Origin of the sequence: Pseudomonas sp. DE0010, assembly GCF_007680745.1 — a bacterium.
GTDB classification, from domain to species: Bacteria; Pseudomonadota; Gammaproteobacteria; order Pseudomonadales; family Pseudomonadaceae; genus Aquipseudomonas; species Aquipseudomonas parafulva_B.
Map to the genome: position 1 here is coordinate 20,885 of NZ_VEJQ01000032.1, position 26,379 is coordinate 47,263.

Here is a 26,379-nt window from a genome sequence, read left to right on the forward strand (position 1 = left end):
AGTCCCCGGCCTTGCTGGCCACACCGTTCAATCCCCTCAATCTCTACGAGTATCCGCTGATGGAATGGCTGGCTGATCCGACGGCCTGGCTAGGCCTGCTCACGCTTATCGTCCTGGAATTGGTGCTGGGTATCGACAATCTGGTATTCATCGCCATTCTGGCTGACAAGCTTCCCCCTCATCAGCGCGACCGCGCCCGCATCATTGGCCTGAGCCTGGCGCTGATCATGCGCCTGGGCCTGCTGGCGAGTATTTCCTGGATGGTCACGCTAACGGCGCCACTGTTCGAGGTGTTCGACAAAAGTTTCTCGGGGCGCGACCTGATCATGCTCTTTGGTGGTGTGTTCCTGCTGTTCAAGGCGACCATGGAATTGCATGAGCGGCTCGAGGGCCATGTCGCCCAGACCAGCGGCCCCGTACGTCACGCGGCCTTCTGGCCAATCGTTGCGCAGATCGTGGTACTCGATGCGGTCTTCTCCCTGGATGCGGTGATCACCGCCGTGGGCATGGTCGAACACCTGTCCATCATGATGATCGCGGTAATTTTCTCCATCGGTATCATGATCGTGGCCAGCAAGCCGCTGACCCGGTTCGTCAATGCCCACCCGACGGTCATCATGTTGTGCCTGGGCTTTTTGATGATGATCGGTTTCAGCCTGACCGCAGAAGGCCTGGGCTTCCACATCCCCAAAGGCTATCTGTATGCAGCGATCGGCTTCTCTATTCTGATCGAGCTGTTCAACCAGCTGGCCAGGGCGCGGCGCAAGCGCAGCCTGCAGCAGCATCGGCCTTTGCGTGAGCGTACGGCGCATGCGGTGTTGCGTCTGCTGGGTGGTCGTCGCGTCGAAGCTGACGAAGTCGGGGAAGAGATCGCCGACATGGTAGAGGGCAATGGCGAACAGGTGCTGTTTGATCGCCGCGAGCGGGTCATGATCAGCGGCGTGCTGAACTTGGCCGAGCGCCCGATCCGGACAGTCATGACCGTGCGCTCGGAAGTCGACGTGATTGATCTGGCTCAACCGCCCGACGCCATCACACACGCCTTGATCAGTTCGCCTTACTCGCGGCTGCCGCTGATTCGTGATGGCCGGGTGGACGAGCCACTAGGCTTCGTGCACAAGAAAGAGATGCTCAAGGAACTGCTGTCGGGCAATCAGCCTGACCTGGAGGGCATGGCCCGCGCCCCGTTGAACCTGCTGGACAGTTTCAGCATCCTCAACGCCCTCGAACAAATGCGCAACCAGTCCACCCACATTGCTTTCGTGGTCAACGAGTTCGGGGATTTCACAGGCGTGCTGACCATGACCGACATCCTTGAATCCATCGCCGGTGAGCTACCTGACGCCAGTGAAGTCGAAGGGCCCGGGATCATTCAGGACAGCGAGGGCTTTGTCGTCAGTGGCGCAGTGAACCTGACCCAGGTGCAGGCTCGAACAGGCTTCGCTGCTCGTGCGACCGAGGACTACCAGACCCTGGCGGGCCTGGTGATGAGCTTGCTCGATCGACTTCCGATGGTAGGCGATCGTATTGCCTGGAACGGCTGGACGCTGATCGTCGAGGCTGTGGAAGAGCGCCGGGTACGTCAGGTGCGGCTTAAACCGAACGCCGACGGTGACGCAGCATGTGCTTGAACCCTTCGATGACCAGCACCACCACGGCAGCCCAGATGGGCAGGTAAGTGAGCCATTGGTCTGGACCGATGGTTTCGCCCAACAGCAAGGCTACGCCGACCAGCAGGACCGGCTCGACGTAGCTGAGCAGTCCAAACAGGCTAAACGGCAATAGCCTGCTGGCCAGGACATAAGCGATCAACGCAGACGCGCTGATCGCTCCCAGCACGGGGATCAGTACGTAAAGGCCTGGATGTGCCTGCATATCGGCGCTGGAGAGCGGCCCTTGCACCACGAAATAGATGGCCCAAGGCAACAGCAGGCACATGTCGCACCACAGCCCGCCTAGATGATCCGTGCCGCAGCGGCGCCTTAGCACGAAATAGATCGGGTAGCCGATAACCACCACCAGGGTTTCCCAGGCAAAACTGCCATGCTGATACAGTTCATGGCCCACCCCAAGTGCCGCACAGCCCACTGCAATCTTCTGCAAGTGCGACAATCGTTCGCCGTAGACCAACCGGCCCGTGAGCACCATGGCCAGGGGCAACATGAAGTAGCCCATCGACACTTCCAGGCTGCGTCCATGCAGCGGCGCCCACAGGAACAGCCACAATTGCACGCCCATCAGCCAGGACGTACCCACCATACCCAGCAGCAGCTGGGGTGTACGTCTGACCCTGCGCAGCAATTCGCCCACCCTTGCCCAGTCCTTGGACACCAGCATGAACAGCGTCAGGCAAGGCAGTGTGAGCAGCGTGCGCCAACCGAAGATTTCCTCGCCGTCCAATGGCTTGAGCAGCGATGTATAAAAGTACATCACGGCGAACAGGCAGGACGCCGTGACCGATGTAACAATCCCTTTTGACACAAGTGCCTCGTATGCAGGAGATGAGCGTTGAGATCAGCCGTGCATGATCTCAGGGGGCGTGCTCTGCGGCAACCGCGAGGCGGCAGGCTGCGCCGCCAGCGTCTGCAGAAACTCGGCGGCAGGCATGGGTTTGGCGTAAAGATAACCCTGCTGGAAGTGAACCCCGTGCTGCTCGAGGTAATCGCGCTGAACTAGCGTTTCGACGCCTTCTGCCACGATGCCGAGCCCCAACTTGACCGATAGTTCGATGATGGTTTCGAGAACGGCAACGGACAACGCGTCCCCGCCGATCAGGGCTACGAAGCTCTGATCTATCTTCAGGTAATCCACCTTGAATTGCCTGAGGTAATTGAGGCTCGACTGGCCCGTGCCGAAATCATCGAGGGCGATCAGTACGCCGATCTCATGCAACTGCTCGAACAACTCAAGCGTCGTGGGCGAGGGTTCGAGCAACTTGCGTTCAGTCAGCTCCAGCGTGAGGATGACCCGACCCGGTGGGAAGTGCGCCAGGAATGCGCGGCAATCATCCAAAAGCTCAAGGTTGCGGCAGTGGTCGGCCGTGATGTTGATGCCGATGTGGAATCCGTCATCCATCAGGGCGGCGTAGGGCGCCAGGCTGCTCGCCGTCTGCTTGATCAGCGAACGGGTCATCGCCACGATCTGGCCGCTGTGCTCGGCATAGGGAATGAACAGGTCGGGCCTTACCAGGCCTTCGCTCGGGTGATTCCAGCGCATGAGCACTTCCGCACCGGCCCAGCGGTAGTCCCCTCGACGGACCACCGGTTGGAAATAGGGCAGGAACTCGTCGGCTTCCAGCGCCCTGCGCAGTTCGGCACGCGGCGAGGTAGCCCGCCTGATCTGCCAGTGGCAGGCAACGCCGGCAAGAACGCCCAGCACCACCAGCAAGCCTAGAAGCGCCAGATAGTGACTGCGCCAAAGCCGGCTCGACTGGGGCGCCATATAGCCGCCTTCAACGCTGAACGGATAGTGTGCAGACGCCATGAACACAGGGGCGCTTATTGCAGCCGGGGCTGGCCCCTGGTGAACAATGCCGTCTCGGCCCATCCAGGCGTTTCCCACGCGCAGGTACAGCGCATGGCCTGCACCGAGTAGGCGCAGCGCCATCAGCAGATGATCGCCATCTACCGTGGTGATCGCCGCGCGGTCTTTTTCACTGGCGCGATAGACCATCAGCGGGTGCCCAGGTGTAACGGAATTACCGTCCATCAACCACAGGTGCCCATCGACATAGTCGCTGGCTGTCACTGGTTCATCGAACGCGCCGAACAACGAACTGCAGTACAGCCGATCTTGCTTGACCAGGTTGGTCGAGCGAATGAAGGCGTTGCGGGTGACTTCGCCCCGTAACAGCAGCTGCGCCTCGGCGCACGGGGTACCCGCCGAGGGCAGCAACGCGATCGCTGTACGCGAGGCGCCGTCGAGGATGCGTTCGACGTGCGCGATGACCTGCTGGGCAGACGCTCGGCTGCCGGCTTGCAGATCACGCTCGATCTGCCAGTTCATCACGGCCATGCCGCACGCGATAGGGAATGCGCCAACCATCCAGGGCAGCAGGGTTCGCCAGCCGAAGCCTGAGCGCGATTTTCTAGAAAGGGGCATAGTGGCAACTGATCGAGGGAGACGCTACAAAGCATAGCCCTGTGCTCAGGGACGAGGAACAAATGCGGGACAAAACAAATTACGCTGTGTAGAATCGATTTACGAAAAAAACAATAAGGCTCCTTTGTTTCGGAGGAGTCACACCTGCTGAGTACGGGTCCTATGACATACCCTGGCTTCAGATTGATCATTGGCGACTTCCTCGCGCGCAGTGTGCGGGGCATTCCGTGCTCCCCGCCAGCGCTGTTCGACATCCCAGGCAAACATTGAATTCGCTGCAGATGAGGACACGCACATGGCTGATATTTTCGACAATCCTATGGGTTTGATGGGCTTTGAGTTCATCGAGCTGGCTTCGCCTACCCCCGGTGTTCTGGAGCCTGTATTCCAGATGTTGGGCTTCACCAAGGTGGCCACCCACCGCTCCAAGGATGTGCACCTGTATCGACAGGGCGACATCAACCTGATCCTGAACAATGAACCCAGAAGCGTAGCGTCGTATTTCGCCGCCGAGCATGGCCCGTCTATCTGCGGTATGGCGTTTCGTGTGCGCAACGCTCACGACGCTTACGCCCGCGCTCTCGAGCTGGGCGCTCAGCCGGTCGAAATCGAAACAGGTCCCATGGAATTACGTCTTCCGGCGATCAAGGGCATTGGCGGTGCCCCGCTTTATCTGATCGACCGTTTCGAGGAAGGCAGCTCGATCTATGACATCGACTTTAATTTTATTGACGGCGTGGATCGCCACCCGACCGGTGCGGGCCTGAAGGTCATCGACCACCTGACCCACAACGTGTATCGAGGGCGCATGGCCTATTGGGCCGGCTTCTACGAGAAGTTGTTCAACTTCCGAGAAATACGCTATTTCGACATCAAGGGCGAATACACGGGTTTGACCTCAAAGGCCATGACCGCGCCCGACGGCATGATCCGGATTCCGCTCAACGAAGAATCGTCCAAGGGGGCGGGGCAGATCGAAGAGTTCCTGATGCAGTTCAACGGCGAAGGCATCCAGCATGTTGCATTTTCGACCGACGACCTGGTCAAGACCTGGGATGCTCTCAAAGGTCTGGGTATGCGTTTCATGACTCCTCCACCGCAGACCTACTACGAAATGCTTCCCGAGCGCTTGCCTGATCATGGAGAGCCGGTGGATCAGCTTCAGGCACGTGGCATTTTGCTGGACGGAGCAGCACAAGCCGGGGACAAACGACTGTTGTTGCAGATTTTCTCCGAAACGCTGCTGGGGCCGGTGTTCTTCGAGTTCATCCAGCGTAAGGGTGACGATGGTTTCGGCGAAGGCAACTTCAAGGCGCTGTTCGAGTCCATCGAGCGTGACCAGGTACGCCGCGGCGTGCTGAGCGTCGAGTAATGGCCGGTAGTGCCGTCATCGTCCTTGGCGATCGACGGCACTGTCTCGCTGCCTGACGCGCATCTTGCCCAAAACCACGTAAATCACCGACCCCGTCATGAGCCCCACCAGCATCAATGAAGGAAGCATGTTGAACACCGCGGCGCGCAGCTCCTGCGCGGCGTAACCAGTGGGATAGCCAGCGACCACCCGGTAGGGGTAATGGGTTGACTCCAATTCATGGGTGAATTCGGCGACGGAAGGCCTTGTGCCGTTCAGGCTGTCGCCATCTTTCCAGACGGCGTGTTTGTCAAACTCCAGCACCAGCGTGAGTCCGTCCTTGAAAGCGTCAAGTTCATTGCGTAACTGCACCGGGTAGCTTGTTGCGATCACGCTTGTTTTCTCACCTTGCACATGCAAGTTCATCAATACGTAACCCTGCGCATCCAGCATCAGTTGGTTGAATGTCAACAGCTCGCCGGTCGAGGCGATGTCAGTCAGCACCTCAAGCGAGTCCGACGCTGAGCTGCAATAGGCCTTACCGTCCTCAATCAGCGTCAGCGACCTGAGCATCGAACGGCTCGTCACTTGGTCGACGAGCGCGCGTCTGATCATATTGCAAGGCTGACCTGCCAGTGGCAGCGTGCTCATGGCCACCTCATATACGCGGTCCAAGGCTTGATCGACGCTGAAAATGGCCTCGCGCACCGACACTTCAGCGTTGCCCTCAAGCTTGGCGTCCTGCTGAAAGTTGATGACCAGCAGTCCTGAAAAGACAGGTACCAGACCTACCGCCATCAGCAGCACCAACTCAAGCAGGCTCCGGCCCGCATGCATGAATTTGTCCATTGATCATCCTTCCTCACGTCTCGCGCTGCCCAGGGTGGGCAGCTGGCTCGATCCTAGGTCGTTATCGAAAACAGCACTGTAGGGAGAGAGCCGTGAAAACGTGGGATTTGGTTAGGCTGGATGTAGTTGTCATCCCCTATAGGAGCGGTATCACAGCCGATCAACGCGCTCGGACCGGCGCATCCGGAGTAGGAAGGTCATCGTGTCGCGCTGGCCTATGCTAACGTGACACGACGCATGGACCTTGTGCACAGGCCCCACATCCGAGCCACAGGCTTTTGCTTAATGACGGAGAATCACATTGCCCGGCAAACAAGGACCTAGAGGCCCAATCGCATCGGTGGCAAAGGAGCTGCCCAAACGCAGCCTCCCAAGCGATTTCAAGGAACAGGTGATCCGCTTCGATTGGTCGCAAACGGCGCTGGGGGCCTTGCCACACTGGCCTGCCTGCCTGCGCGTCGCCGTCGACACCATGTGTCACTCACCGTTTCCGTGTGCCGTGGTGTGGGGCAATCAGCTAACGGTCATCCCCAACGACGCCTACGTGGCGCTCAAGGGGTCGTCAGGCACGCTGGGTGCGCGTTTCGATATGCTGTGGCACGACCAGTGGGAGAGTCTGGGCCCGTATGTGTTCGACGCGCTAGCGGGCCGTTCCAGTTTTATCGAAGATCCGCCAATAAGCATCGGTCGTTGCGATCACGCCGAAGGACCTTGGTGCGCCTTGGGTTATACCCCCTTGAACGATGAGCTAGGGGAGGTTGCAGGGTTTGTCCATACGATTATCGAGACCGCTGCGAACAAGGAGGGGCGTGAGCATTGGCGAAGCCAGGCCAAGTCTTTGGAGAGGCAGATTGCATCTCATGTCAGTGAGCTGGAAAGAATCTGGCAGCTCTCAAACGACGCCATGATGACGGTCACCCCGGACCTCAAGCTGCACAATGCCAATCCCACTTGGCTAAGTATTCTAGGATGGGAGCTGGAGCAGGTGCAGCACTTGCCCATCCTGTCCCTGGTCCATCCTGCAGACCTTGCGCAGGTCCAGCAAGCGATAGAATCGCTGCTGCGTCGCAACGACACCCATCAGATCGAGACACGCCTGCGGCACCGTGAGGGTCACTACCACTGGTTCAGCTGGAGTGCGCGGGGGGGGGCAAGGTTGGTGACCATCGTAGGTCGAGACATTACCGGCGCACGCGAAGACGCCATGCGTCAGTCCCGCATGTTGATGCGTAACACCGAGCGCATGGAGGCGGTGGGCCAGCTGGCCGGCGGCATGGGCAACGAGATGAACAATCTGCTGGCAGGCATTGGGGGTGGGCTTGAGTTACTGCAGCTGCGGCTCCAGGAAGGGCGCCTGGAACGTATCGAGGAGTACGTGAAGCTTTCTCGTGACTCGGTACTGCGCGCCATGGAACTGACCCATCGCCTACTTGCATTCTCTCGTGATCGGCCGTCGGCGCCGAGGCCGTTTCACCTCAATCGCCAACTGCGCCTGAGCGAGCCGCTGCTGCTGAGTGCTCTAGGCCCCGAGATGCATATTGACTGGCAACTGGACGTCGCATCCTGGGTCGTGTGCTTGGACATTGCGGCGTTGGAAAACGCATTGCTTTGCCTGTGCGCCAATGCGCGAGAGGCATGCCTTGGCAAGGGCACCGTGACAGTTCGGAGCGTCAACGAACGGCTAAGCGTGCCTTTTCCGGATGAAACAGGGCTGCCTGCGGGCGACTATGTGGCCTTGCATGTCGCCGATGAAGGGCATGGCATGCCGGCCAGCGACGTGGCCAGGGCTTTTGAACCCTTCTTCACCAGCAAGCCTCCAGGTCGCGGGGCTGGGCTGGGGCTGTCGATGGTCTATGGTTTCGTACGTCAATCGGGTGGCTATGCGTGGATCGAGTCTACAGTGGGCGAGGGCACCAAGGTGAGCATGCTGTTCCCCCGCTGCTTTGAGGCCGTTCACGAAGCGCCCGTCGGCCGCAAAAGCCCGAGTCGGGTAGGGAGCGGCGAGCGTGTATTGCTGGTAGACGATGAATTGAACCTGCGTACGGTGATGCGCGAATATTTGCTTGAATCTGGCTTCGATGTAACCGATGTCGCAGATGCAAATAGCGCTCTGCAGCGCTTCCGCCAGGATGATCCGTTCGATCTGGTGGTTACCGACATCGGGCTACCCGGCAACTTCAGTGGCAGACAAGTGGCCAGGGCCATGCGCATGCTCAAGCCAGAACAAAAAATCCTGTTCATCACAGGCTATGCCCTGCAAGAGATCGAGTCAGAATCCATTCTACAGCCCGGAACGGCGCTTCTGCGCAAGCCGTTCCAGTTGGCGCAGCTGGTGGAGCAGGTACTGGAGATGATCGACAGCTGACCCAGGGCGGCCCCATGTCTAAAGGTCTTTCTGCAGATAAGGATCATCCGGGTTCTGGCGCTCGAGTTCGGCGAGCAGCACCTGCACATTCTGCAACTGTCCGGACTCTTTCCAGTACTCGATCAGCAGGACTCTGGCTTGCCGATTGGCGGGCGCCCTGCTCAGAATGGCTTCCAACTGCCTTTGGGCCGCATCCAGCTGCTCAAGGTCATGCAGGGTCTTGGCAAGGCTCAGACGATACTCGGCATTGTCCGGCTCCAGTTCCACCGCCCGCGACAGCGCCAACAGTGCATATTCCTGCTGGTCGTGACGAATCAGCCAACGGCCGAGCTCATGCTGCAAGAACGCCGAATCGGGGGTTACTGCCAGCGCATCGGCCAGCACCTGACGTGAAGCATCCTGCGCCCCTTGGCGCTCAAGCAAGGTCACCTTCAACGCCACGGCATCGAGGTTACTGTCATCGCCTGCCAATGCCCGCTCGATGGCAGCGCCCGCCTTGGCATACTCGTCCTCGTGCAGGTACAGGCGGGCAAGCTGGACCTGCGCATCGACGTCCTGGGGCTGAGCGAGCAGAACCTGTTCCTGCGCTTGAATGGCTTCGTGCAAGGCGCGGATGTAAAGGCCCATGCTGTCAGGGTCCACGCCCAGCAGCGCCCCTACGGTCGCAAAACGAACGCTCTGATCGCTGTCTTCGAGCAGGGGGCCAAGTATCAGGCTCCGCTGGGGCCCAGGCAGCAGGCGGCTGATCGCGGATACGGCGGCGCGGCGTACGATGGCATCGGCATGGTTCAGGTCTGCCTGGGCCAGCTTGAAGGCTTGCGCAGACGGGTAGTTGGGCAGCTCGGCATACAGGGCCGCTCGGCGGATGGCCGGTAGGTCACGGCGCTGCAGCTGTTGGTACAAGACCCGTGCAGCGCCGGGCTGACCGTCATGGGCCTGACGCAGCGCCTTCACGTAGCTGTGCGGGGGCAGGGCTGGCTGTTCAGGCTCCACGTCGCGCCACAGATAGCCGAACAGCGCTGACAGCATCATCAACGGCAGCAGTGCAATCAGGTAGCGGGTACGTCTTGGCATCGGACGGTCCGTGTGTCAGGAGTGGCAAAGCTTGGGCCAGCCTACGGGCAAATGCAACCGAGGCTGGACACGCGTGTGGCGGGCTGGGCGTGAAACCCCAGGCTTGAGCAAAAAAAGCCCCGCAGAACTGAATCGGCGGGGCAAACGGTCGGTCATGGACCCACCAAAGGAGCCTGTGGTGCTGCTCAGTGCGAGTTGGCCACCGTGTCGGGTTGCCAGCCGCCACCGAGTGCCTTGTAGATCGAAACGATCCCTCGATAGAGGTCGACCTCGCCAAGCGCCTGCGCATCTTCCGCACTCAGGCGCTCGCGCTCGGCATCTAGCAGAACCAGGTAATCGACTGACCCCTCGCGGTAGCGGATCGACGCCAGGTCGGCCGCCTTGCGGCTGGCTTCGCTCTGACGCATCAGCGACAGCAGGCGCTGCTGGATCTTGTCGTAGTCGCTGAACGCGTTGGCCGACTCTTCCAGCGCCAACAGTACCTGCTGCTCATAATTGGCCAGCGCGCCTTGCGCGTCGGCCTTGGCGCCGCGCAGGCGTGCCCTCACGCTACCCAGGTCAAACGCCGCCCAGGTAATGCTGGGGCCCAACCCCCAGGCGCCCGCTGCCGAGGAGCCGAGCTGAGAGCCGCGCGCTGCGGTGAAACCCAGGAAACCGCTAAGGCTCACCCGGGGAAACAGATCTGCCGTCGCCACCCCGACGTTGGCGGTGGCTGCGGCAAGCTGGCGCTCGGCGCTGCGGATGTCCGGACGGCGGCGCAGCAGTTCACCCGGATCGCCCACAGGCAGGGCCTTGGCGATGGCGGGCAGGGCCTTGGGCGAAAGGTCCACACCGATTGCGTCAGGCCGACGGCCCAGCAAGGTGGCGATGCGATGCCGCGATCTGGCCTGTTGAGCCTGCAACTGCGGCACACTGGCTTCAACCCCTGCCAGGCGCGCGTCGGCCCGTACCACGTCCAGTTCGTTACCCACTCCGGCATCGCGCAACGTTTCAGTGATAGTACGTGACTGTTGCTCCGTCTTGAGGTTAGCCAAGGCAATGTGCTCACGCAGTTGCGCGCCGCGCAGCTGGCCATAGGCGTCGACCAGCTCGGCGATGAGACTGACCTGAAGTTGCTGAAGGTCGGCCGCCGCTGCTGCTTCCTGAGCCTGCCTGGCTTCGATCTGGCGGGAAATTCGCCCGAACAGGTCGACTTCCCACGCCATGTCCAGGCCCAGGTCATAGCGCTCGGTATTGACCCGGTGGTCGGTCTGGCCAGGCACCTGGCCTTTGCCCACTTCACTGCTGGCACGGCTGGTCACGACCGGAAACAGATCGTTTTCGGCATCGCCCCGAATCGCCCTGGCCGACTTAAGCCGTGCGAAAGCGACCCGTAGATCTCGGTTGCCTTCCAACGAGGCCTGTACCAGTTGGTTCAGGGTCGGGTCGTCGAACTGTTTCCACCACAGGCTTTCGAAACGGGTACGGTCATAGGCCTTGGCCTGGGCTTCGACGTCCAGGTGGGCTGGGGCAGTGGCCGGAGCCTGGTAATCAGGTCCCACCGCGCAAGCCGCCAGGGCCAGGCTGAGCAGGCTCGGTGTCAGGTGTTTGAACAGGTTCATGCAGGGTTCTCCAGCGGATGGGCGCGCTCGGCCTTGCGGGCCTGACGTCGCTCGACAAAACGGCGGATCAGGAAGAAGAACACCGGCGTCAGGAACAGGCCGAACACCGTGACACCGATCATTCCGGAGAACACCGCCACGCCCATGGCATGTCGCATCTCCGAGCCCGCGCCCGAGCTGAACACCAGCGGTACGACACCCATGATGAACGCGATGGACGTCATCAGGATGGGGCGCAAGCGCAGACGGCAGGCTTCGAGCACCGCAGCCAGGGGGTCTAGGCCTTTGGCCTGCTCGTCCTTGGCGAACTCGACGATAAGGATGGCGTTCTTGCAGGCAAGCCCCACCAGGACGATGAGCCCGATCTGGGTGAAGATGTTGTTGTCGCCCCCCGAGACAATGACCCCGGTGATGGCCGAGAGCAGCGTCATTGGCACGATCAGGATCACGGCCAAGGGCAGGCTCCAGCTTTCGTACTGGGCGGCCAGTACCAGGAACGCCAACAGCACGCACAGCGGGAACACGAACAGCGCAGTGTTGCCCGAGAGGATCTGCTGGTAGGTCAGGTCCGTCCACTCGAAGGTCATGCCGTTGGGCAATTCCTGCTTAAGGAGTTTCTCGATGGCTGCTTCCGCCTGGCCTGAACTGTACCCAGGCGCCGCTGCACCATTGATTTCCGCGGTGATGAAGCCGTTGTAGTGCATCACGCGGTCGGGCCCGGAGGTATCGGTGACCTTGAGGAACGTGGCCAGTGGGATCATCTCGCCCCGGTTGTTGCGCACCTTCAGTTGCCCGATCTGCTCGGCGTCGAGTCGAAACTGCTGCTCGGCCTGTACGTTGACCTGGTAGGTACGTCCGAACCGGTTGAAGTCGTTGGTGTACAGCGACCCCAGGTACACCTGCAGGGTGTCGAAGATATCGTTGATGGCCACGCCGTGGGTCTTGGCTTTCTCGCGATCAATGGCCGCGTCGACTTGCGGCACATTGACCTGGTAGCTGGTGAACAACCCCGCGAGCTCTGGCACCTCATGGCTCTTGGCAATGATGTTCTGGGTTTCCTTGTACAGCGCTTCGTAACCCAGGTTGCCACGATCCTCAATCTGTAGGCGGAAACCCCCGATAGTACCGAGACCTTGCACGGGCGGCGGTGGGAAGATCGCGATGTAGGCGTCCTGAATGTCCGCGAACTGGGCGTTCAACGCCGCGGCGATGGCAGCGGCCGACTGGCTGGGGTCCTTGCGTTCGTCGAAGGGCTTGAGGGGGGTGAACACGATGCCGCTGTTGGGGCTGTTGGTGAAGCCGTTGATCGAAAGGCCCGGGAACGCGACAGAGTCCGCCACGCCCGGTTGCTTGAGGGCAATCTCGCTCATGCGCTTGATCACCGCTTCGGTGCGGTCAAGGCTGGCGGCATCTGGCAGCTGGGCGAAAGCCACCAGGTATTGCTTGTCCTGGGCAGGTACGAAACCCGTTGGCGTGGAGGAGAACCCCAGGTAGGTCAGGCCCATCAAACCGGCATAGACGAACAAGGCGATGCCACTGGAGCGGATCACTCGGCGAACACCGCCTACGTAGCGATGACTGGCGCGGTCGAAGAAGCGGTTGAACGGGGCAAAAAGCCAGCGGCCCAGCAACTTGTCCAGCAGCCGCGAGAACGTGTCCCGGGGTGCGTGGTGGTCTTTGAGCAACACCGCTGCCAAGGCAGGGGACAGTGTCAGCGAGTTGAACGCCGAAATCACCGTAGAGATCGCAATGGTCAGGGCAAACTGCTTGTAGAACTGCCCGGTCAGCCCCGAGATGAACGCTGCAGGGACGAACACCGCGCATAACACCAAGGCGGTGGCGATGATCGGGCCTGTCACCTCGCTCATGGCTTTTTGCGTAGCCTCGAGCGGTTTGAGGCCCAGCCCGATGTTGCGCTCGACGTTTTCCACCACCACGATGGCGTCATCGACCACGATGCCGATTGCCAACACCAACCCGAACAAGGAAAGGGCGTTGAGCGAGAAGCCGAACAGGTGCATCACGGCAAAGGTGCCGATCAGCGATACCGGCACGGCCAGCAACGGAATGATCGATGCACGCCAGGTCTGCAGGAACAGGATGACCACCAGCACGACTAACACCAGTGCTTCGAACAGCGTGTGCACCACCGCCTCGATCGAGCCGCGCACGAACACGGTGGGGTCGTAGACGATGCTGTAGTCCATGCCTTCGGGGAAGTCTTTCTTCAATTCCGCCATCTTCGCGCGCACTTCATCGGAGATGTCGATGGCGTTCGAGCCTGGGCGCTGGAAGATCGGGATGGCCACGGCGGGCTGGTTGTTGAGCAGCGAGCGCAGGGCGTACTGGCTGGAGCCCAGTTCGACGCGAGCGATATCCTTCAGGCGCGTGATTTCACCGTCCGCGCCGGCCCGGATGATGATGTTCTCGAATTCTTCCTCATTGACCAGGCGACCCTGGGTGTTGATCGAGAGCTGGAAGCTGGTGGAGCCTGGTGCGGGCGGAGCGCCCAACTGCCCCGCAGCCACCTGGCGGTTCTGCTCGCGAATCGCGGTAACCACATCGGTGGCCGTCAGGTTGCGCGAGGCGGTCTTGTTAGGGTCCAGCCACACGCGCAAGGAATAGTCGCCCATGCCAAACAGTTGCACATCACCCACACCGCCCAGCCGCGCCAGCTCGTCCTTGATGTTCAAGATGGCGTAGTTTGACAGGTAGAGCATGTCATAGCGGTTGTCCGGTGAGGTCAGGTGCACGACCATGGTCAGGTCGGGCGAGGCCTTGTCCACCGTGATACCGATACGGGTCACTTCCTCGGGCAGCTTGGGCTGCGTGCGGGTCACACGGTTCTGCACCTGTACCTGGGCATTGTCCAGATCGGTCCCCAGGGCGAAGGTGATGGTCAGGGTCAGCTTGCCATCGGCGGTGGACTGTGAAGACATGTAGAGCATGTTCTCGACCCCGGTGATGGCTTGCTCCAGGGGCGCGGCGACGGTTTCGCCGATGACCTTGGGGTTGGCACCCGGGAAGTTGGCGCGCACGACGACCGTGGGCGGTACGACTTCGGGGTATTCGCTAATGGGCAACTGGAACAGCGATATGGAGCCGGCGATCAGCAGCACCAGTGACAGCACCGCCGCGAAGATGGGCCGTGTGATGAAGAATTTGGAGAAGTTCATCGGTGGGGTTCCTCAACCGCGCGGCGCAGGGGCGCTGGCGCCCTGGTTGGTGGTGCCGGCCACTTTGGCCGTGCCGGTGCTCGCTTCCAGCGCCTGACGTTGATGGGCGAGTGCGGCCAGTGTCTGCTCGCTGGCCATGGGCGCTTCTTCAGGGGTGACCTGGGAGCCCGGGCGTACCCGCTGCAGGCCCCTGACGACGATGCGATCGTCCTTGGCTAGCCCGCTGCGCACGATGCGCAAGCCCTCGAGCTTTGGCCCCAGCTCGACAGCGCGGTAGGCCGCCTTGTTGTCATTGTCCATGACCAGCACGAACTTCTTGCCCAGATCGGTGCCCACCGCTTCATCGTTGATCAACACAGCATCGTACTGTGCGCTGCCGACCAGTTTCAGGCGTGCATACAGGCCAGGGGTGAATTCACCGCGCTTGTTGTCGAACACGGCCCGTCCACGAATGGTGCCGGTGCGTGGGTTGACCTGGTTGTCGACGAAGTTCATCTGCCCCAGGTGCGGGTTGCCAGTCTCGTTGGTCAGGCCCAGGTAGACCGGTGTGCTTTGCCCGCGCTGGCCTTGGCGGGCCAGCTGCGTGTACTTGAGGTAAACGCGTTCGTCAGCATCGAAATAGGCGTACACCTTGTCGGTGGAGACCACGCTGGTCAGAGGCGTGACATCGGCGGTGACGATGTTGCCGGCGGTGAACTGCGCGCGGCTCACGCGGCCGTTGATAGGGGAGGTGACCCGGGTGAAGCTCAGGTTCAGACGTGCCAGGTCAAGTTGCGCCTGGATGGCATCTACGCCGGCGCGTGCTTCGGCCGCAGCGCTGTTGCGTGATTCTGCCAGTTCGGCGGAGATGGCGTTGCTGTCTCGTAGCCGCTCGCCCCGGCGGGCTTCGTTGGCGCTTCGGATGGCACTGGCCTTGGCTTGCTGTAGCTGGGCTTCAAGGCGGCGGACTTCGGCCTGGAAAGGCCGTGGGTCAATCTGGAACAGCAGGTCACCTTTGCGCACCTGGGCGCCTTCGGTGAACGCCACCTGGTCGATCTGACCCGAGACACGGGGGCGCACTTCGACGGTTTCCGGCGCTTCCAGGCGCCCGGTGAACTCGTCCCATTCGTTGATCGGCTGCTCGATCACCTTGGCCACGGTGACCTTTGGAGCTGCCGGGGCCTGCGCGGCATCGGGGGTTTTGCTGCAAGCGCCGAGCGCTACCACTGCAAGGGCTGCAAGTGGGACGCCGAACGGTTTGAGTGACTGCTCCATGGAGAACTCCGCCAATATATTAGGAATGGGCGGAGTGTGAGTGCGTTGCGCGCGGGGAACGAATCGAATGGGCTGAAGGTTAATATCATGGTGAATGATATGAACCCGTCGCTTATCGCCTTCTGGCAATACCGCAGCCGTTCAGCGATGGGGCGCTACAGGCGCCCCCAACAGCTCAGGGCTGGCTTGCACCCTTGCCCGTTGTGCCTTCCGAGCCAGTGCCGTCCATGCCTGGTAAATCCTGGTTGTCGTTCTGCTGGGCTGGCGGGCTGTCTGGATCGTTGCCTTGTAGCCTTGGATCCGTATCACGGGGCATAGGCTTTTCAATCGGGTTGAGCGTGCTGTCTGCGCCTGGCTTGGGTGCCTGGTTGTGTGGGTCATCCGGGTAAGTAGGCCCGGTCCCGGCAGCGAGGGCCAGGGGTGAGGCGAGCAGGGCAAGCAGCAGGATGCTGGGGCGATTCATGGCAATCTCCTTAGCGACGGGCAGGGCAGGTTCGTAACCTTTTGGCCTTGCCCGGCAGTTCAAAGTGCCAGCACCCCGATCAACGGTCACACCACCAGCGACAGCGCCATGATGAACACGATGCCGACCACTGACAGCAGGGTCTCCATCATGCTCCAGGTTTTGAAGGTCTCGGCCACAGTCATGTTGAAGTACTGCTTGACCAGCCAGAACCCGGCATCGTTGACATGGGACAGGATCAGCGACCCGGCACCGGTCGCCAGCACCAGCAGTTCACGGTTCACCCCAGGCACCAGGTCGATCACAGGTGCCACGATCCCTGCGCCGGTGATGGTCGCCACGGTGGCAGACCCTGTGGCGATTCGAATGACCGCAGCGACCAGCCAGGCCAGCAGTATCGGCGAGATCTCGGCTTGTACAGCCATTTGCCCGATCACGTTGCCAACGCCGGTATCGACCAGCATTTGCTTGAAGCCGCCGCCGGCGCCAACAATCAGGACAATGGCAGCCGTGGGCGCGAGGCTGTGATCGAGCATCTTCATGATCTGTTGGCGATTGAAACCGCGCGCCGAGCCAAAGGTGTAGAACGCCAGCAGCAAGGCGGCGAGCAACGCAGTGATGGGGTGCCCGATCAGGTCCATCCATTGGCGCACGATGTGCTCGGCAGGTAGCACCACGTCGGCGAAGGTCTTGAGCAGCATCAGCACCACTGGCAGCAACACGGTAATCAAGGTGACGCTGAAGCTCGGCAGGTTGGCCTGGTCCGATTCCTTGGCGATCTGGTCCATCAGCTCCTGGGAAGGGTGCCCGGGGATATAGCGCGAGATGAAGTTGCCGAACAGGGGGCCGGCGATAATGGCCGTGGGCAGGGCCACGATCAGGCCATAGAAGATGGTCTTGCCGATGTCGGCGTGGAAGATGCCGATGGCCAGCAACGGCCCTGGGTGCGGCGGTACCAGGCCGTGCACCACCGACAGGCCTGCCAGCAAGGGGATACCGATCTTGATCAGCGAAACCCCGGAACGCCGCGCGACGATGAAGACCAGGGGGATGAGCAAGACGAAACCGATCTCGAAGAACAGCGGAATGCCCACCAGGAAGGCAGCGAACATCATCGCCCAGTGCACGTTCTTCTTGCCAAAGGCCCTGATCAGGGTTTGAGCGATCTGGTCAGCCCCGCCCGAATCGGCCATCAGCTTGCCCAGCATCGTCCCCAGTGCGAGCACGATGCCGACGAACCCCAGCACGCCTCCGAAGCCGTCCTGGAACGATTTCATGACCTTGGCTACCGGCATGCCAGAGGTCAGGCCAAGGAAACCGGCAGCCAGGGTGAGGGCGACGAAGGGGTGCACCTTGAAATGGGTGATAAGCAGAATCAGCCCGACGATGGTAACCAGCGCGTCGAGGAGCAGGAAGGTATCAGTAGCCAGTCCGAACATGGTATGTAGGCCTCGGTCTTATCGTTGTTTTTGGCGGAGTTTGGTGGGTGAGTCGTTGCAAGAATGGGGTCAGACAGCGCTGTCTTGGCGGAGCGAAGTGCGAGCAGGCTCAGGCAGTCTGCGCAACACTGTGCTCGGCGCAGCGCTTGAGCCAGCCGTCTACCGCCTCGGCGAGCGCAACGATCGGCTGGGTGGCATCCAGCGTCAGGGTAAGCGGTTCATCGTAGGGTGGCTCAAGGGCGGCAAACTGGCTCTGGATGAGGCTGGCCGGCATGAAATGCCCCGGTCGCGCCAGAACCCGTTGCTCAGCCTGGTCAGGGGTGAGCTCAAGAAAGACGAACATCAGCCCAGGCATCGCGCAACGCAGCGTGTCGCGGTAGCTGCGCTTGAGTGCCGAACAGGTGAGAATCGGCCGAGTGCCGGCCTGACTTGTCGCTTGCATTTCCTCGCCCAGACGGACCAGCCAACCAGCACGGTCATCGTCATCCAGGGGAATACCGGCGCTCATCTTGTCGATATTGGCCTGCGGGTGAAAAGCGTCACCTTCGATCAGGTGCCCGCCGCTGTAAGCGGCGATGGCCGATGCGATGCAGCTCTTGCCGCAGCCGGCCACACCCATGACCACGATGGCGGGCAGTGGAGAATTCATCTGTACCTCCTGCAGGGTGGGACAGCGCTGTCTTAGGCTCGGGCAGCGCGATCTCCCCAATGTTATTGATCTTGTGCTTACGCAGTATGGACGCCGTGCGGCAATCACCTGAGGGCAACGTGCAAACAGCCGTTGCCTACGTCCTGAGACAGCGCTACCTTAGAGGCCGTTCCCAGTCCTTGCAAGTAGTAAAATTACAACATTATGGCCCGCATTGGTTCGCGCACTACTGGTCGTCCCACCCTGGCTGAAGTCGCCAGAATGTCCGGGGTTTCCCCCATAACTGCATCCCGGGCCTTGCGCGGCGTCACGACCGTGGCCCCTGAACTCGCTGCCAAGGTCATGGCTGCGGCCACGACCCTTGGCTACGTGGCCAATCCTGCCGCCCGGGCGTTGGCATCTGCCCGCAGCCACTCGGTCGTGGTGCTCATACCGTCATTGTCCAACCAGTTGTTCATCGACACCCTCGAAGCCATCCATGATGTGATGCGCCCACGAGGGCTGGAGGTGCTGATCGGCAACTACCACTACGATACCGCCGAGGAAGAAAACCTCATCCGCAACTATCTGGCCTACCAGCCCTGTGGGATGCTGCTGACGGGTTTCGAACGCACTGACGCTTCACGTCAGATGCTCGCGGCCAGTGGCGTCCCCTGCGTTCACATGATGGAACTGGATGGGGATGCCGACGCGTTGGCGGTAGGCTTTTCCCAGCACCAAGCGGGCCGGGCCGCGGCTCAACACCTGATCGAACGTGGTTGCACACGGCCTGGATTCATTGCGGCACAGCTCGATCCCCGGGTCATGCAGCGGGCCGAGGGCTTTCGCCAGGCGTTGGCCGAAGCTGGGTTGCACGCGGCCGAGCGAGAGGTCCTGACCCCAGCACCGTCGTCCATCGCACTCGGCGGTGAGCTGTTCAGCCGCCTGATCAGGCAGGCGCCGGCAGTGGACGGTATCTTCTTTTGCAACGATGACCTCGCCCAGGGCGCTGTGCTTCAAGCGCTGCGCCAGGGCATCAATGTCCCGCAGCAGGTTGCCATGGTTGGCTTCAATGATCTGCCGGCTTCGGCGCACATGGTGCCCAGGCTTACTTCCATTCGCACGCCAAGGGCTGCGGTGGGGCGGGTCGCCGCCCAGGCATTGTTGACGCTGCTCGATGGCAAAGCCGTGACGCCAGCCCGGCAGGACCTGGGGTTTGAGTTGATGGTGCGAGAAAGCTCCTGAGATTCAACACCCAAGTGATGCGACCGCTTCAGTTCCGCTCTGGTGGTTTGGGCATGGTCTCCAAAGTGGCAATCAGGTCTTGCAGCAGCACTTGCAGGGTGCCCTGGAGTACGCGACGCAAGTCGTCTACAGGACCACCTGCTGCAAGCGCCTGCTCGAGCGCTTCGCAGTCGGCGACCAGGTGACGTACCTTGAGCATTTTGGCCCCACCCTTGATACGGTGAGCCAATGCCTTGAGTGCGCCATCCGGGGCTTGCCCATCAAGCGTACGCAGCGTTGCAAGGTCTTCGGCCACGCTTTGCGACAACTGCTCGATCAGATGCCGGATCAAATCGTCGTCGTCGCGGGTCAGGTGACGCAATTCGGCCAGGTTCAAGCCAACGGGCCGCGCAGGTGCAGGGGCTGCTTGCGGCTTACCAGCCGACTGGGGCAGGTGTGCCTTGAGGCCATGCAGGCCGATAGGCTTGAACAGGCAGTCATTCATTCCGCTGGCCAGGCATCGCTCCCGCTCCTCGGCCTGGGCATTGGCGGTCACCCCCAGAATCGTTACGGGCGACAATCCTTGCCGGCGTTCTTGGGCACGGATACGGCGGGCCAGTTCGTGACCGTCCATCACAGGCATGCTGCAGTCGGTGATCACCACGTCAAAGTGCGCTTCACGCCACAGCTGCAGCGCGACTTCGCCGTTCTGCGCCTGGGTCACCTGATGCCCCAGTGAGCGCAACTGGCGGTCAAGCAACAGCAGGTTGGCCGGATAGTCGTCCACGACCAGAATGTTCATCGTGCAAACCTCAAGGTGCGTGGCTGAGTCCTGCTTGTCGGCACTGAGCTCAGGGGCGCACTGGGGCAGGGCCATCACGATCTGTACCTTGGTGCCCACGCCTTCGACACTTTGCAGCGTCAGCGTACCGCCCATGAGCTCGGCAAGAGCCCGGCTAATGACAAGGCCCAGCCCGGTGCCCTGGCGCGCACGGGGCCCGTCGACCTGAACGAATGCATTGAACAGACGCGCCTGGTCCGCAGGACTTATGCCAATACCGGAGTCGCGCACACAAAGCTCGACGCATTGGCGCTCCCCTTGCAATGACGCGTGCATCGAGGTGTGGACTTCACCACGGTCGGTGAACTTGATCGCATTGCTGATCAGGTTCGACAGCACCTGCTTCAGGCGCGCAGCATCTACCTGAACCCACACAGGTTCGGTGGGTAGTTCACAGGCAAGCTCAAGGCCCTTGGCCCTCGCATTGCCCTCGAAGACGCGAACGGTAGCGCGCACGAGGTCCACCAGGTCGGTGGGGGTCGGCTGCAAACTGATGTGGCCTGATTCGATCCTGGAAATATCCAGAATATCGCCTATCAGCGCTAGCAGACCCAGTGCTGACTCATGCGCGGTCTCGAGCATGTGGGTATCGCATCGACCGTCGCGACTGTCCTCGAGCGCCAATTCCAACAAGCCGATCACGGCATTCATGGGGGTGCGTATCTCGTGGCTCATGGTGGTCAGGAACGTGCTTTTCATGAGGCTGGCCTGCTCGGCTTCATCCTTGGCATGGCGAAGCTGCTCCAGCAAGCCACGACTCAGCGCCAGTTGTGTCTGCAGGGCGCGCTCGGCTTCGACTCGCTTCTGGATCAGTTTGCGCAGGTAGCTGTTCCAGAAGACGACACCTGCGATCAGCAACGCCGCAAGGACCAACACCTGTAGCGCCAGTTCTCGGTAGTTGCGCCATGGGCTGTCGCTGACCACGGTGCTGGTCCTCCAGCGATTGATCAATTGCTCGAGTTCTTCGGGCGCTATGCTCAGTAAGGCTTTGTCCAGGATCGATTGCAATTGTGGCTGATCGGCCGCGACGGCAAACGCCGCAACGGCCGGATCTTCGTCAAGGATGCTTGCGATCTGAAGTCGGTTCTTGAAGACGTGACTGATGTAGTAAGCCGCATTGATATGGCTGCTCAAAGCGGCATCGGCACTGCGATTGACCACAGCCTCCATCAGGTCCAGGGGGTTGTCGACTTCGACAAGCCGGGCCTGGGGGTAGCGATGTTGCAGCATGGCGCGCTGCGGGGAGCTGCGAATCAACGCGATTCGTTGCGGTTCGAAGCGCTGGATACCGGCCTGCAACGGGTAATCGGCACGGGTAACGAGCACGCGCGGGCTGATCAGGTAGGGCCGTGTGTAGCGCACGTGCCTGGACCGTTCGCCGCCGTAACCCAACGCGCCGATCATCATTGCGTCGCCTTGGCCCAGGCGGTCGATCATGGACTGGGCGGACTCGGCTTGCCTGGTATGAAATTGCAGCCCGGTCCTCAGGGTAATTTGCTTGAGCAGGTCAAGGGTTATGCCACTGGGCCGCTGCTGGTCATCGTAGAACGTCAAGGGCGCCAAGGCCGGATTGATCAACACCTCTACGACCGGGTGAGCCGTGATCCAGGCTTGCTCCTCGTCGGTCAGTACACTCAGGCGGCGCTGTAACAAAAGACTGGTGTTGCTGTTGCTCCAGCGCTTGAGAATGGCCAGGCGCTCGCTTTCGCCAATCCGGCGCAGTGCCTTGTCGAGCAGTTGGCGCAGTGCATCGTTATCGCGTGCCACTGCAAAGGCAAACGCTTCAGGAACAATCGGCGAGAAGTGATCGATCCGCAGTGCGCCTCTGAATGTCTTGCCAATCAGATAGTCCGTGCTGATAGCATCGCCCAGGTAGGCGTCGGCTTCGCCCATTGCCACGGCGGCCAGACCCGCCTGGGTGGAGCGATACAAAATCAGCTGCGCTGCCGGATAAAGGGCGCGGGCACGATTGGCGGGCAGGTAATGGTCAACCATGGCCAGACGCAGCCCTGCAAGGTCGTGGGCAGGTGCAAGGCGCTGGCCTTCCCGGGTCACGATCACCGGCAGGTCATCGGCATACGCTGTAGTCAAGCTCAACCCGGCGTCAGCAGCCTCAAAGCTGTTGGAGCTGCCCAGCACGTCCACGCGTCCTTCATGCAGCGCTTCTATGGCCTGATAACGGCTATCGAAACGTTTGACTTCAACGGCTATACCCAACAACTCGGCGATGATGCCGACGTAATCTGCCGTCAGGCCTTCGTAGTCATTGGGACTGACATTGATATCGAATGGCGGATAGTCGGGCCGGGAGGTGCCCAACACCAAGCGCTTGCGGGCGTCTAGCCACTGGCGCTCGGCCGTTTGCAGATTCAAAGGCTGCGTGGCGCTTACTGAACGGGCCAGCAAACTGCGCGTCTCGCTGGCCAGCGACTGCGCGACGGCGCACGCCAGCACCATCATCAGGACGGTGCTCGCCAGCACGCGTTTGATCGTCATGCGCCGCTCAGTAGACGTGGTTACGCTTGGCGAGATCGACCATCTCCACCAGTGACTCGGTCTTGAGCTTTTCCATGATCCGGCCGCGGTAGGTGCTGATGGTTTTGGCGCTGAGGTTCATGCAGCTGCCGATGTTCTTGTTGCTTTCTCCACGCGCCAGGCGCCTGAGGACTTCCATTTCGCGGTTGGAAAGGCTCGCCAAGCGCACCGGCTCGCTTTCCAGCGAATTGCTGTTGACCGACATCTGCGGGAACGTCGAATAGCCTTTTACCAGGGCCTTGAGCGCGAACAGCAAGGCTTCGTGATCTTCCTCCTTGGTCACGAATGCGCCGATGCCTGCGTCCAGACAGCGGCGTACATACAAGTCAGTTGCCTGGCCGGTGAGGACCATGATTTTGGGCACCTGATCGAGCGATTGCAGGCGCTTGATGACTTCCATGCCGTCCAGCCCAGGCAAACCGATGTCCAGAATCACCACGTCCGGTTTCAGCTCGCGTGCCACTTGCGCGACTTCACTGCCATTGCCCACTTCTGCGATCACATTGAAACGTTCATGTTCGAGCAGCATGCGCAAAGATAAGCGGACGATGGGGTGGTCCTCCACGATCAGCACGTTGGTCATTAGGAAAACTCCTGTTCAGATGTGGTCCAGTTCCTGAGATATTCAGGAATACTTCTGTAAGTGGGTTAGTCAGAAGCGCAGCACGATACGACCATTACCGAACTTTGATAATGCCGAGTATAGAAGTGTTGAATTGCCCTGAAGGGGTCGTTGAAAATTCCTACAAAAAACAGGCCGGTTCAGCGGCGTTTGGCCTCTCGTTAGCCGCCGAACCGTAAGATCAGCTACACGCTATGTGTACTTTACTTACGCGTAGTGACGATGCAGGGTGCTCTACCAACGATTTGCCAACCCGTGCGGGTCGAGCTGCAAGCATGCCCTGGCAGTTGGGGCATCGACCTTGCAAACGTTCCTGCGCACACTCTCGGCAAAAGGTGCACTCGAATGAGCAGATGAAGGCATCGAGGCTGTCACCGGGCAGGGCGGCATCACAGCACTCGCAGTTGGGGCGCAATTCCAGCATAAGCGTGATTCCTGTCAGGACTGTCTGTACGCAGTGTGTTCCGGACCAGAACTGGCTGGCAAGCTAGACGCGGTACAGGTGCGCATGCCCCGCACGGTAAAGGGCCGATTCGGCGAACGGCGTGTCGCCCAGTACTCGGCCCACCAGAATCAACGCGGTGCGACGATAACCTTTGACAGTGGCGCGCTCGACGATGTCGTCCAGTGTGCCTCGCACCCAATCCTGGTCTGGCCAGGTGGCACGATAGACCACGGCAACGGGGCAGTCGCCACCGTAGTGAGGCAGTAGCTGTTCGACGATGCGTGCCAGGTGCTTGACCCCCAGGTGAATGGCTAGCGTCGTGCCATGGCGCGCAAGCGCCTCCAGCTGCTCGCCGGCTGGCATGGGCGAGCTGTCTGCGAAGCGGGTCAGGATCACGCTCTGGGCGACGTCGGGCAAGGTCAGTTCGCATCCCAGTAACGCGGCGCTGGCAGCCACGGCGGTGACGCCTGGCACAATCTGATAGTCGATGCCAAGACGCTGCAGATGGCGGATCTGTTCACCGATGGCGCCATAAAGGCTCGGATCACCGCTGTGCACACGCGCGACATCCTTGCCCTGCGCATGGGCGCACTCGATAGCGTCGATGATCTGCTCGAGGTGCAGTTCTGCGCTGTTGATCAGGGTATCGGCGCAGTGGCCTTCCAGAACGGCAAGGGGGACCAGAGAGCCGGCATAGATGATGACAGGGCAGGTGCGAATCAGGCGCTGCCCCTTGACCGTGATCAGCTCGGGGTCGCCGGGGCCGGCGCCGATGAAGTAAACCGTCATGGTATTCCTGAATGATTGACAAGGGTGAGCGGGATCAGTGAGCGATGGCCAGGGTCGCAGGGCCTAGCGTTCGACGCGTGACCAGCAGTTGCGGGTCGCCATTGTACTGGTCAGCCATGGCCAGCGCTGCACTCTCTGCCACGCCCCAGCACCCGCTGTGCGCATAGGCGACGGCTGAGCGATGGCTTAGATGCGTTTCGAAGCGATTCAAGTGCGGTGCAGGGTAGAACACCAAGGGCAGCGCCAGGTGGCTGGCCAGTGCATGCAGCCCTGGCTCGCGCGCCTTGAGATCGATGCTGGCGATACCGTGAAGGTGCGCAGGGTCCAGGCCTCGCTGGGCGAGGCCTTGTTCGAGCAAGGTCAACAAGCTGTCCATCGGGCAACCCCTGCGGCAGCCAAACCCTGCGTAGAACGGCTTCACTCTGGTCGGCTGAAGCGGCGATACAGCGCTGCGCTGATCAGGCCAAGGGCAAGCCAGAATGCTGCATTGGTGAGCCAGGACGCCAGCTGGAACTGAGTTTCCAGCGCCGCTGGAGCCAAACTCTGGTGCACTTCAGGCTGAGGCGCACCCACCACGTGCGGCAGCAGCAGGACAATGACACCCACCCCCTTAAACGCCCAGTGGCGGGCAAATACCAGCAGTGCCAGGCCCACGGCCGTGGCACCCGCAGCGCCAGCCCACCAGACCTGGCGTTGCGCCAGGTCCGCCGCAGCGGTGCCCGGCAGCTCCGGCGGCAGCCCGAGCGTGGGCGCCAGGCAGAACACGGCGAAACCGGCCAGGCCCCAGGCAGCTCCACTGGCCGTGGTGCGCGGTTGGCGCAGGCTGTACAAGCCAGCCAGTATCAAAGCGAACCCCACCGCCACGACCAGGTTGCCGCCGGTGGTCGAGAGCGTGCGCTGCCAACCCTCTTCGGGTGACCAGGCCTCGTCACTGTGCTCATGGGCAGCCTCGGTACCTTGGGCATGGGCATGTGCCGGGGCCGATGCCTCGTATGTCTCCGCTTCCAGGATCAGCGGGCTGACCCACAAACTTTGCAGCACGGTCAGCAGCAGTGCTGCCAGCAGTCCGCTGAAGCCCGCCGTACGGGCAATGTGCGTGATCATGGGTGGCAACTCAGTGGCAGGGGAAGGCGGCGCTGTGACGGGTGTCATGCGCAGCGTTGTGAACGGCTTCGATGTGCGAGAAGCCGGCAAAGTAGACCAGGCACAAGCCCAGCAGGCTGGCGCTTACAGCGACGACAATGCGTTGGCTGAGAGATCCGGGGGCAACGATGCTGGTAACGTGCGGGCGGGTTGTGACGGGCATTGGCGCCTTCCTCTGCGTGTTGGGGACGGGCAGGCGCGGCAGCTGCAGGCGATACCCGCAGGAATGCGACAGCGCCCGCCCACCGCGGGGTGTTGATGGACGCCAGGCCGGTCTCCGGGCTTGCGAGGAGGAGTGTATCTCCTGGGCAGCGTCACCTTCCCATGCCCAGTCTCCTGGCACAGTGGTAAAGACGCCTCACTCGCTTACCGTTGCGGGGGCAGCACCGGAATAGTCAAAGCCTGCCTGACAGGCCTGCGACGCACCGATTTCCCGTTTCACCCTTTAGGGGCACCTGACGCAATGCGATAGAAAAGCA

At 61.1% G+C, this 26,379-nt stretch carries 21 protein-coding genes and 1 riboswitch; of the genes, 4 read left to right on the forward strand and 17 right to left on the reverse strand.

Annotation, left to right across the window (positions count from 1 at the left end; translation table 11 throughout):
- The first annotated feature begins 59 nt into the window (after window positions 1-59).
- Window positions 60-1,631 carry a TerC family protein gene (locus FS767_RS19815; protein ID WP_144967637.1) on the forward strand — a complete coding sequence of 524 codons (1,572 nt, stop codon included), beginning with the start codon at window positions 60-62 and terminating at the stop codon, window positions 1,629-1,631.
- On the opposite strand, the gene rarD is transcribed toward FS767_RS19815, so the two are convergent.
- Both rarD and FS767_RS19825 read right to left on the reverse strand, forming a co-directional pair.
- Complete coding sequence (gene rarD / locus FS767_RS19820; protein ID WP_058605022.1) at window positions 1,594-2,481, reverse strand: EamA family transporter RarD; 888 nt, start codon at window positions 2,479-2,481, stop codon at window positions 1,594-1,596. The genes FS767_RS19815 and rarD overlap by 38 nt on opposite strands.
- Window positions 2,482-2,514: 33 nt before the next feature.
- Window positions 2,515-4,101, reverse strand: a complete 1,587-nt coding sequence (locus FS767_RS19825) for an EAL domain-containing protein (RefSeq protein ID WP_144967639.1) — start codon at window positions 4,099-4,101, stop codon at window positions 2,515-2,517.
- Between the two features lie 295 nt (window positions 4,102-4,396).
- Between FS767_RS19825 and hppD the strand changes: the two genes are divergently transcribed.
- Window positions 4,397-5,473, forward strand: a complete 1,077-nt coding sequence (gene hppD / locus FS767_RS19830; RefSeq protein ID WP_027914930.1) for a 4-hydroxyphenylpyruvate dioxygenase — start codon at window positions 4,397-4,399, stop codon at window positions 5,471-5,473.
- 15 nt (window positions 5,474-5,488) lie between these two features.
- Here the strand turns inward: hppD and FS767_RS19835 are convergent, their stop codons facing one another.
- Window positions 5,489-6,301 (reverse strand): CSS-motif domain-containing protein, encoded by an 813-nt coding sequence (locus tag FS767_RS19835; RefSeq protein WP_144967641.1) that lies wholly within the window; start codon window positions 6,299-6,301, stop codon window positions 5,489-5,491.
- Window positions 6,302-6,602: 301 nt separating this feature from the next.
- Between FS767_RS19835 and FS767_RS19840 the strand changes: the two genes are divergently transcribed.
- A complete protein-coding gene (locus tag FS767_RS19840) occupies window positions 6,603-8,666 on the forward strand; it encodes an ATP-binding protein (protein ID WP_371921605.1) in 2,064 nt (687 codons plus the stop codon).
- Window positions 8,667-8,684: 18 nt separating this feature from the next.
- Here FS767_RS19840 and FS767_RS19845 read toward each other — a convergent pair whose 3' ends face one another.
- The 7 genes from FS767_RS19845 to FS767_RS19875 form a co-directional block, all read right to left on the reverse strand.
- Complete coding sequence (locus FS767_RS19845) at window positions 8,685-9,740, reverse strand: tetratricopeptide repeat protein (RefSeq protein WP_144967643.1); 1,056 nt, start codon at window positions 9,738-9,740, stop codon at window positions 8,685-8,687.
- 185 nt (window positions 9,741-9,925) lie between these two features.
- Window positions 9,926-11,341: an efflux transporter outer membrane subunit gene (locus tag FS767_RS19850; protein ID WP_144967645.1), complete on the reverse strand. Its 1,416-nt coding sequence runs from the start codon at window positions 11,339-11,341 to the stop codon at window positions 9,926-9,928.
- Window positions 11,338-14,517 carry an efflux RND transporter permease subunit gene (locus tag FS767_RS19855; protein ID WP_144967647.1) on the reverse strand — a complete coding sequence of 1,060 codons (3,180 nt, stop codon included), beginning with the start codon at window positions 14,515-14,517 and terminating at the stop codon, window positions 11,338-11,340. The genes FS767_RS19850 and FS767_RS19855 overlap by 4 nt, the downstream gene beginning before the upstream one ends.
- A gap of 12 nt (window positions 14,518-14,529) precedes the next feature.
- Window positions 14,530-15,771: a multidrug efflux RND transporter periplasmic adaptor subunit MexE gene (mexE, locus tag FS767_RS19860; RefSeq protein WP_144967649.1), complete on the reverse strand. Its 1,242-nt coding sequence runs from the start codon at window positions 15,769-15,771 to the stop codon at window positions 14,530-14,532.
- Between the two features lie 175 nt (window positions 15,772-15,946).
- Entirely contained in the window at window positions 15,947-16,234 is a 288-nt protein-coding gene (locus FS767_RS19865; protein WP_058605015.1) for a hypothetical protein, read from the reverse strand.
- Window positions 16,235-16,320: 86 nt separating this feature from the next.
- Window positions 16,321-17,673, reverse strand: coding sequence for a GntP family permease (locus FS767_RS19870; RefSeq protein ID WP_027914937.1), 1,353 nt, complete (start codon window positions 17,671-17,673; stop codon window positions 16,321-16,323).
- Window positions 17,674-17,782: 109 nt separating this feature from the next.
- Window positions 17,783-18,322 (reverse strand): gluconokinase, encoded by a 540-nt coding sequence (locus FS767_RS19875; protein ID WP_144967651.1) that lies wholly within the window; start codon window positions 18,320-18,322, stop codon window positions 17,783-17,785.
- Between the two features lie 204 nt (window positions 18,323-18,526).
- On the opposite strand from FS767_RS19875, the gene FS767_RS19880 reads away from it, so the two are divergent.
- Window positions 18,527-19,546, forward strand: a complete 1,020-nt coding sequence (locus FS767_RS19880) for a LacI family DNA-binding transcriptional regulator (protein WP_058637753.1) — start codon at window positions 18,527-18,529, stop codon at window positions 19,544-19,546.
- A 28-nt stretch (window positions 19,547-19,574) separates the two neighbouring features.
- Here the strand turns inward: FS767_RS19880 and FS767_RS19885 are convergent, their stop codons facing one another.
- From FS767_RS19885 to FS767_RS19915, 7 genes are all read right to left on the reverse strand, one after another.
- Window positions 19,575-22,856, reverse strand: coding sequence for a transporter substrate-binding domain-containing protein (locus FS767_RS19885; RefSeq protein ID WP_144967685.1), 3,282 nt, complete (start codon window positions 22,854-22,856; stop codon window positions 19,575-19,577).
- Between the two features lie 13 nt (window positions 22,857-22,869).
- Complete coding sequence (locus tag FS767_RS19890) at window positions 22,870-23,484, reverse strand: response regulator transcription factor (protein ID WP_058605012.1); 615 nt, start codon at window positions 23,482-23,484, stop codon at window positions 22,870-22,872.
- Window positions 23,485-23,704: 220 nt separating this feature from the next.
- The gene (locus tag FS767_RS19895; RefSeq protein ID WP_144967653.1) at window positions 23,705-23,947 is read right to left on the reverse strand and encodes a DUF1272 domain-containing protein; all 243 of its coding nucleotides are present in this window, start codon (window positions 23,945-23,947) and stop codon (window positions 23,705-23,707) included.
- A gap of 63 nt (window positions 23,948-24,010) precedes the next feature.
- Window positions 24,011-24,757 carry a precorrin-4 C(11)-methyltransferase gene (gene cobM / locus FS767_RS19900; protein ID WP_144967655.1) on the reverse strand — a complete coding sequence of 249 codons (747 nt, stop codon included), beginning with the start codon at window positions 24,755-24,757 and terminating at the stop codon, window positions 24,011-24,013.
- A 34-nt stretch (window positions 24,758-24,791) separates the two neighbouring features.
- Window positions 24,792-25,178, reverse strand: coding sequence for a cobalamin biosynthesis protein (locus FS767_RS19905; protein WP_144967657.1), 387 nt, complete (start codon window positions 25,176-25,178; stop codon window positions 24,792-24,794).
- A complete protein-coding gene (locus tag FS767_RS19910; RefSeq protein WP_144967659.1) occupies window positions 25,175-25,861 on the reverse strand; it encodes a CbtA family protein in 687 nt (228 codons plus the stop codon). Before FS767_RS19910 ends, FS767_RS19905 begins: the two co-directional genes overlap by 4 nt.
- 10 nt (window positions 25,862-25,871) lie before the next feature.
- A complete protein-coding gene (locus FS767_RS19915; RefSeq protein ID WP_144967661.1) occupies window positions 25,872-26,063 on the reverse strand; it encodes a CbtB-domain containing protein in 192 nt (63 codons plus the stop codon).
- Window positions 26,064-26,150: 87 nt separating this feature from the next.
- Window positions 26,151-26,374: riboswitch (cobalamin riboswitch) on the reverse strand.
- Window positions 26,375-26,379 lie beyond the last annotated feature (5 nt).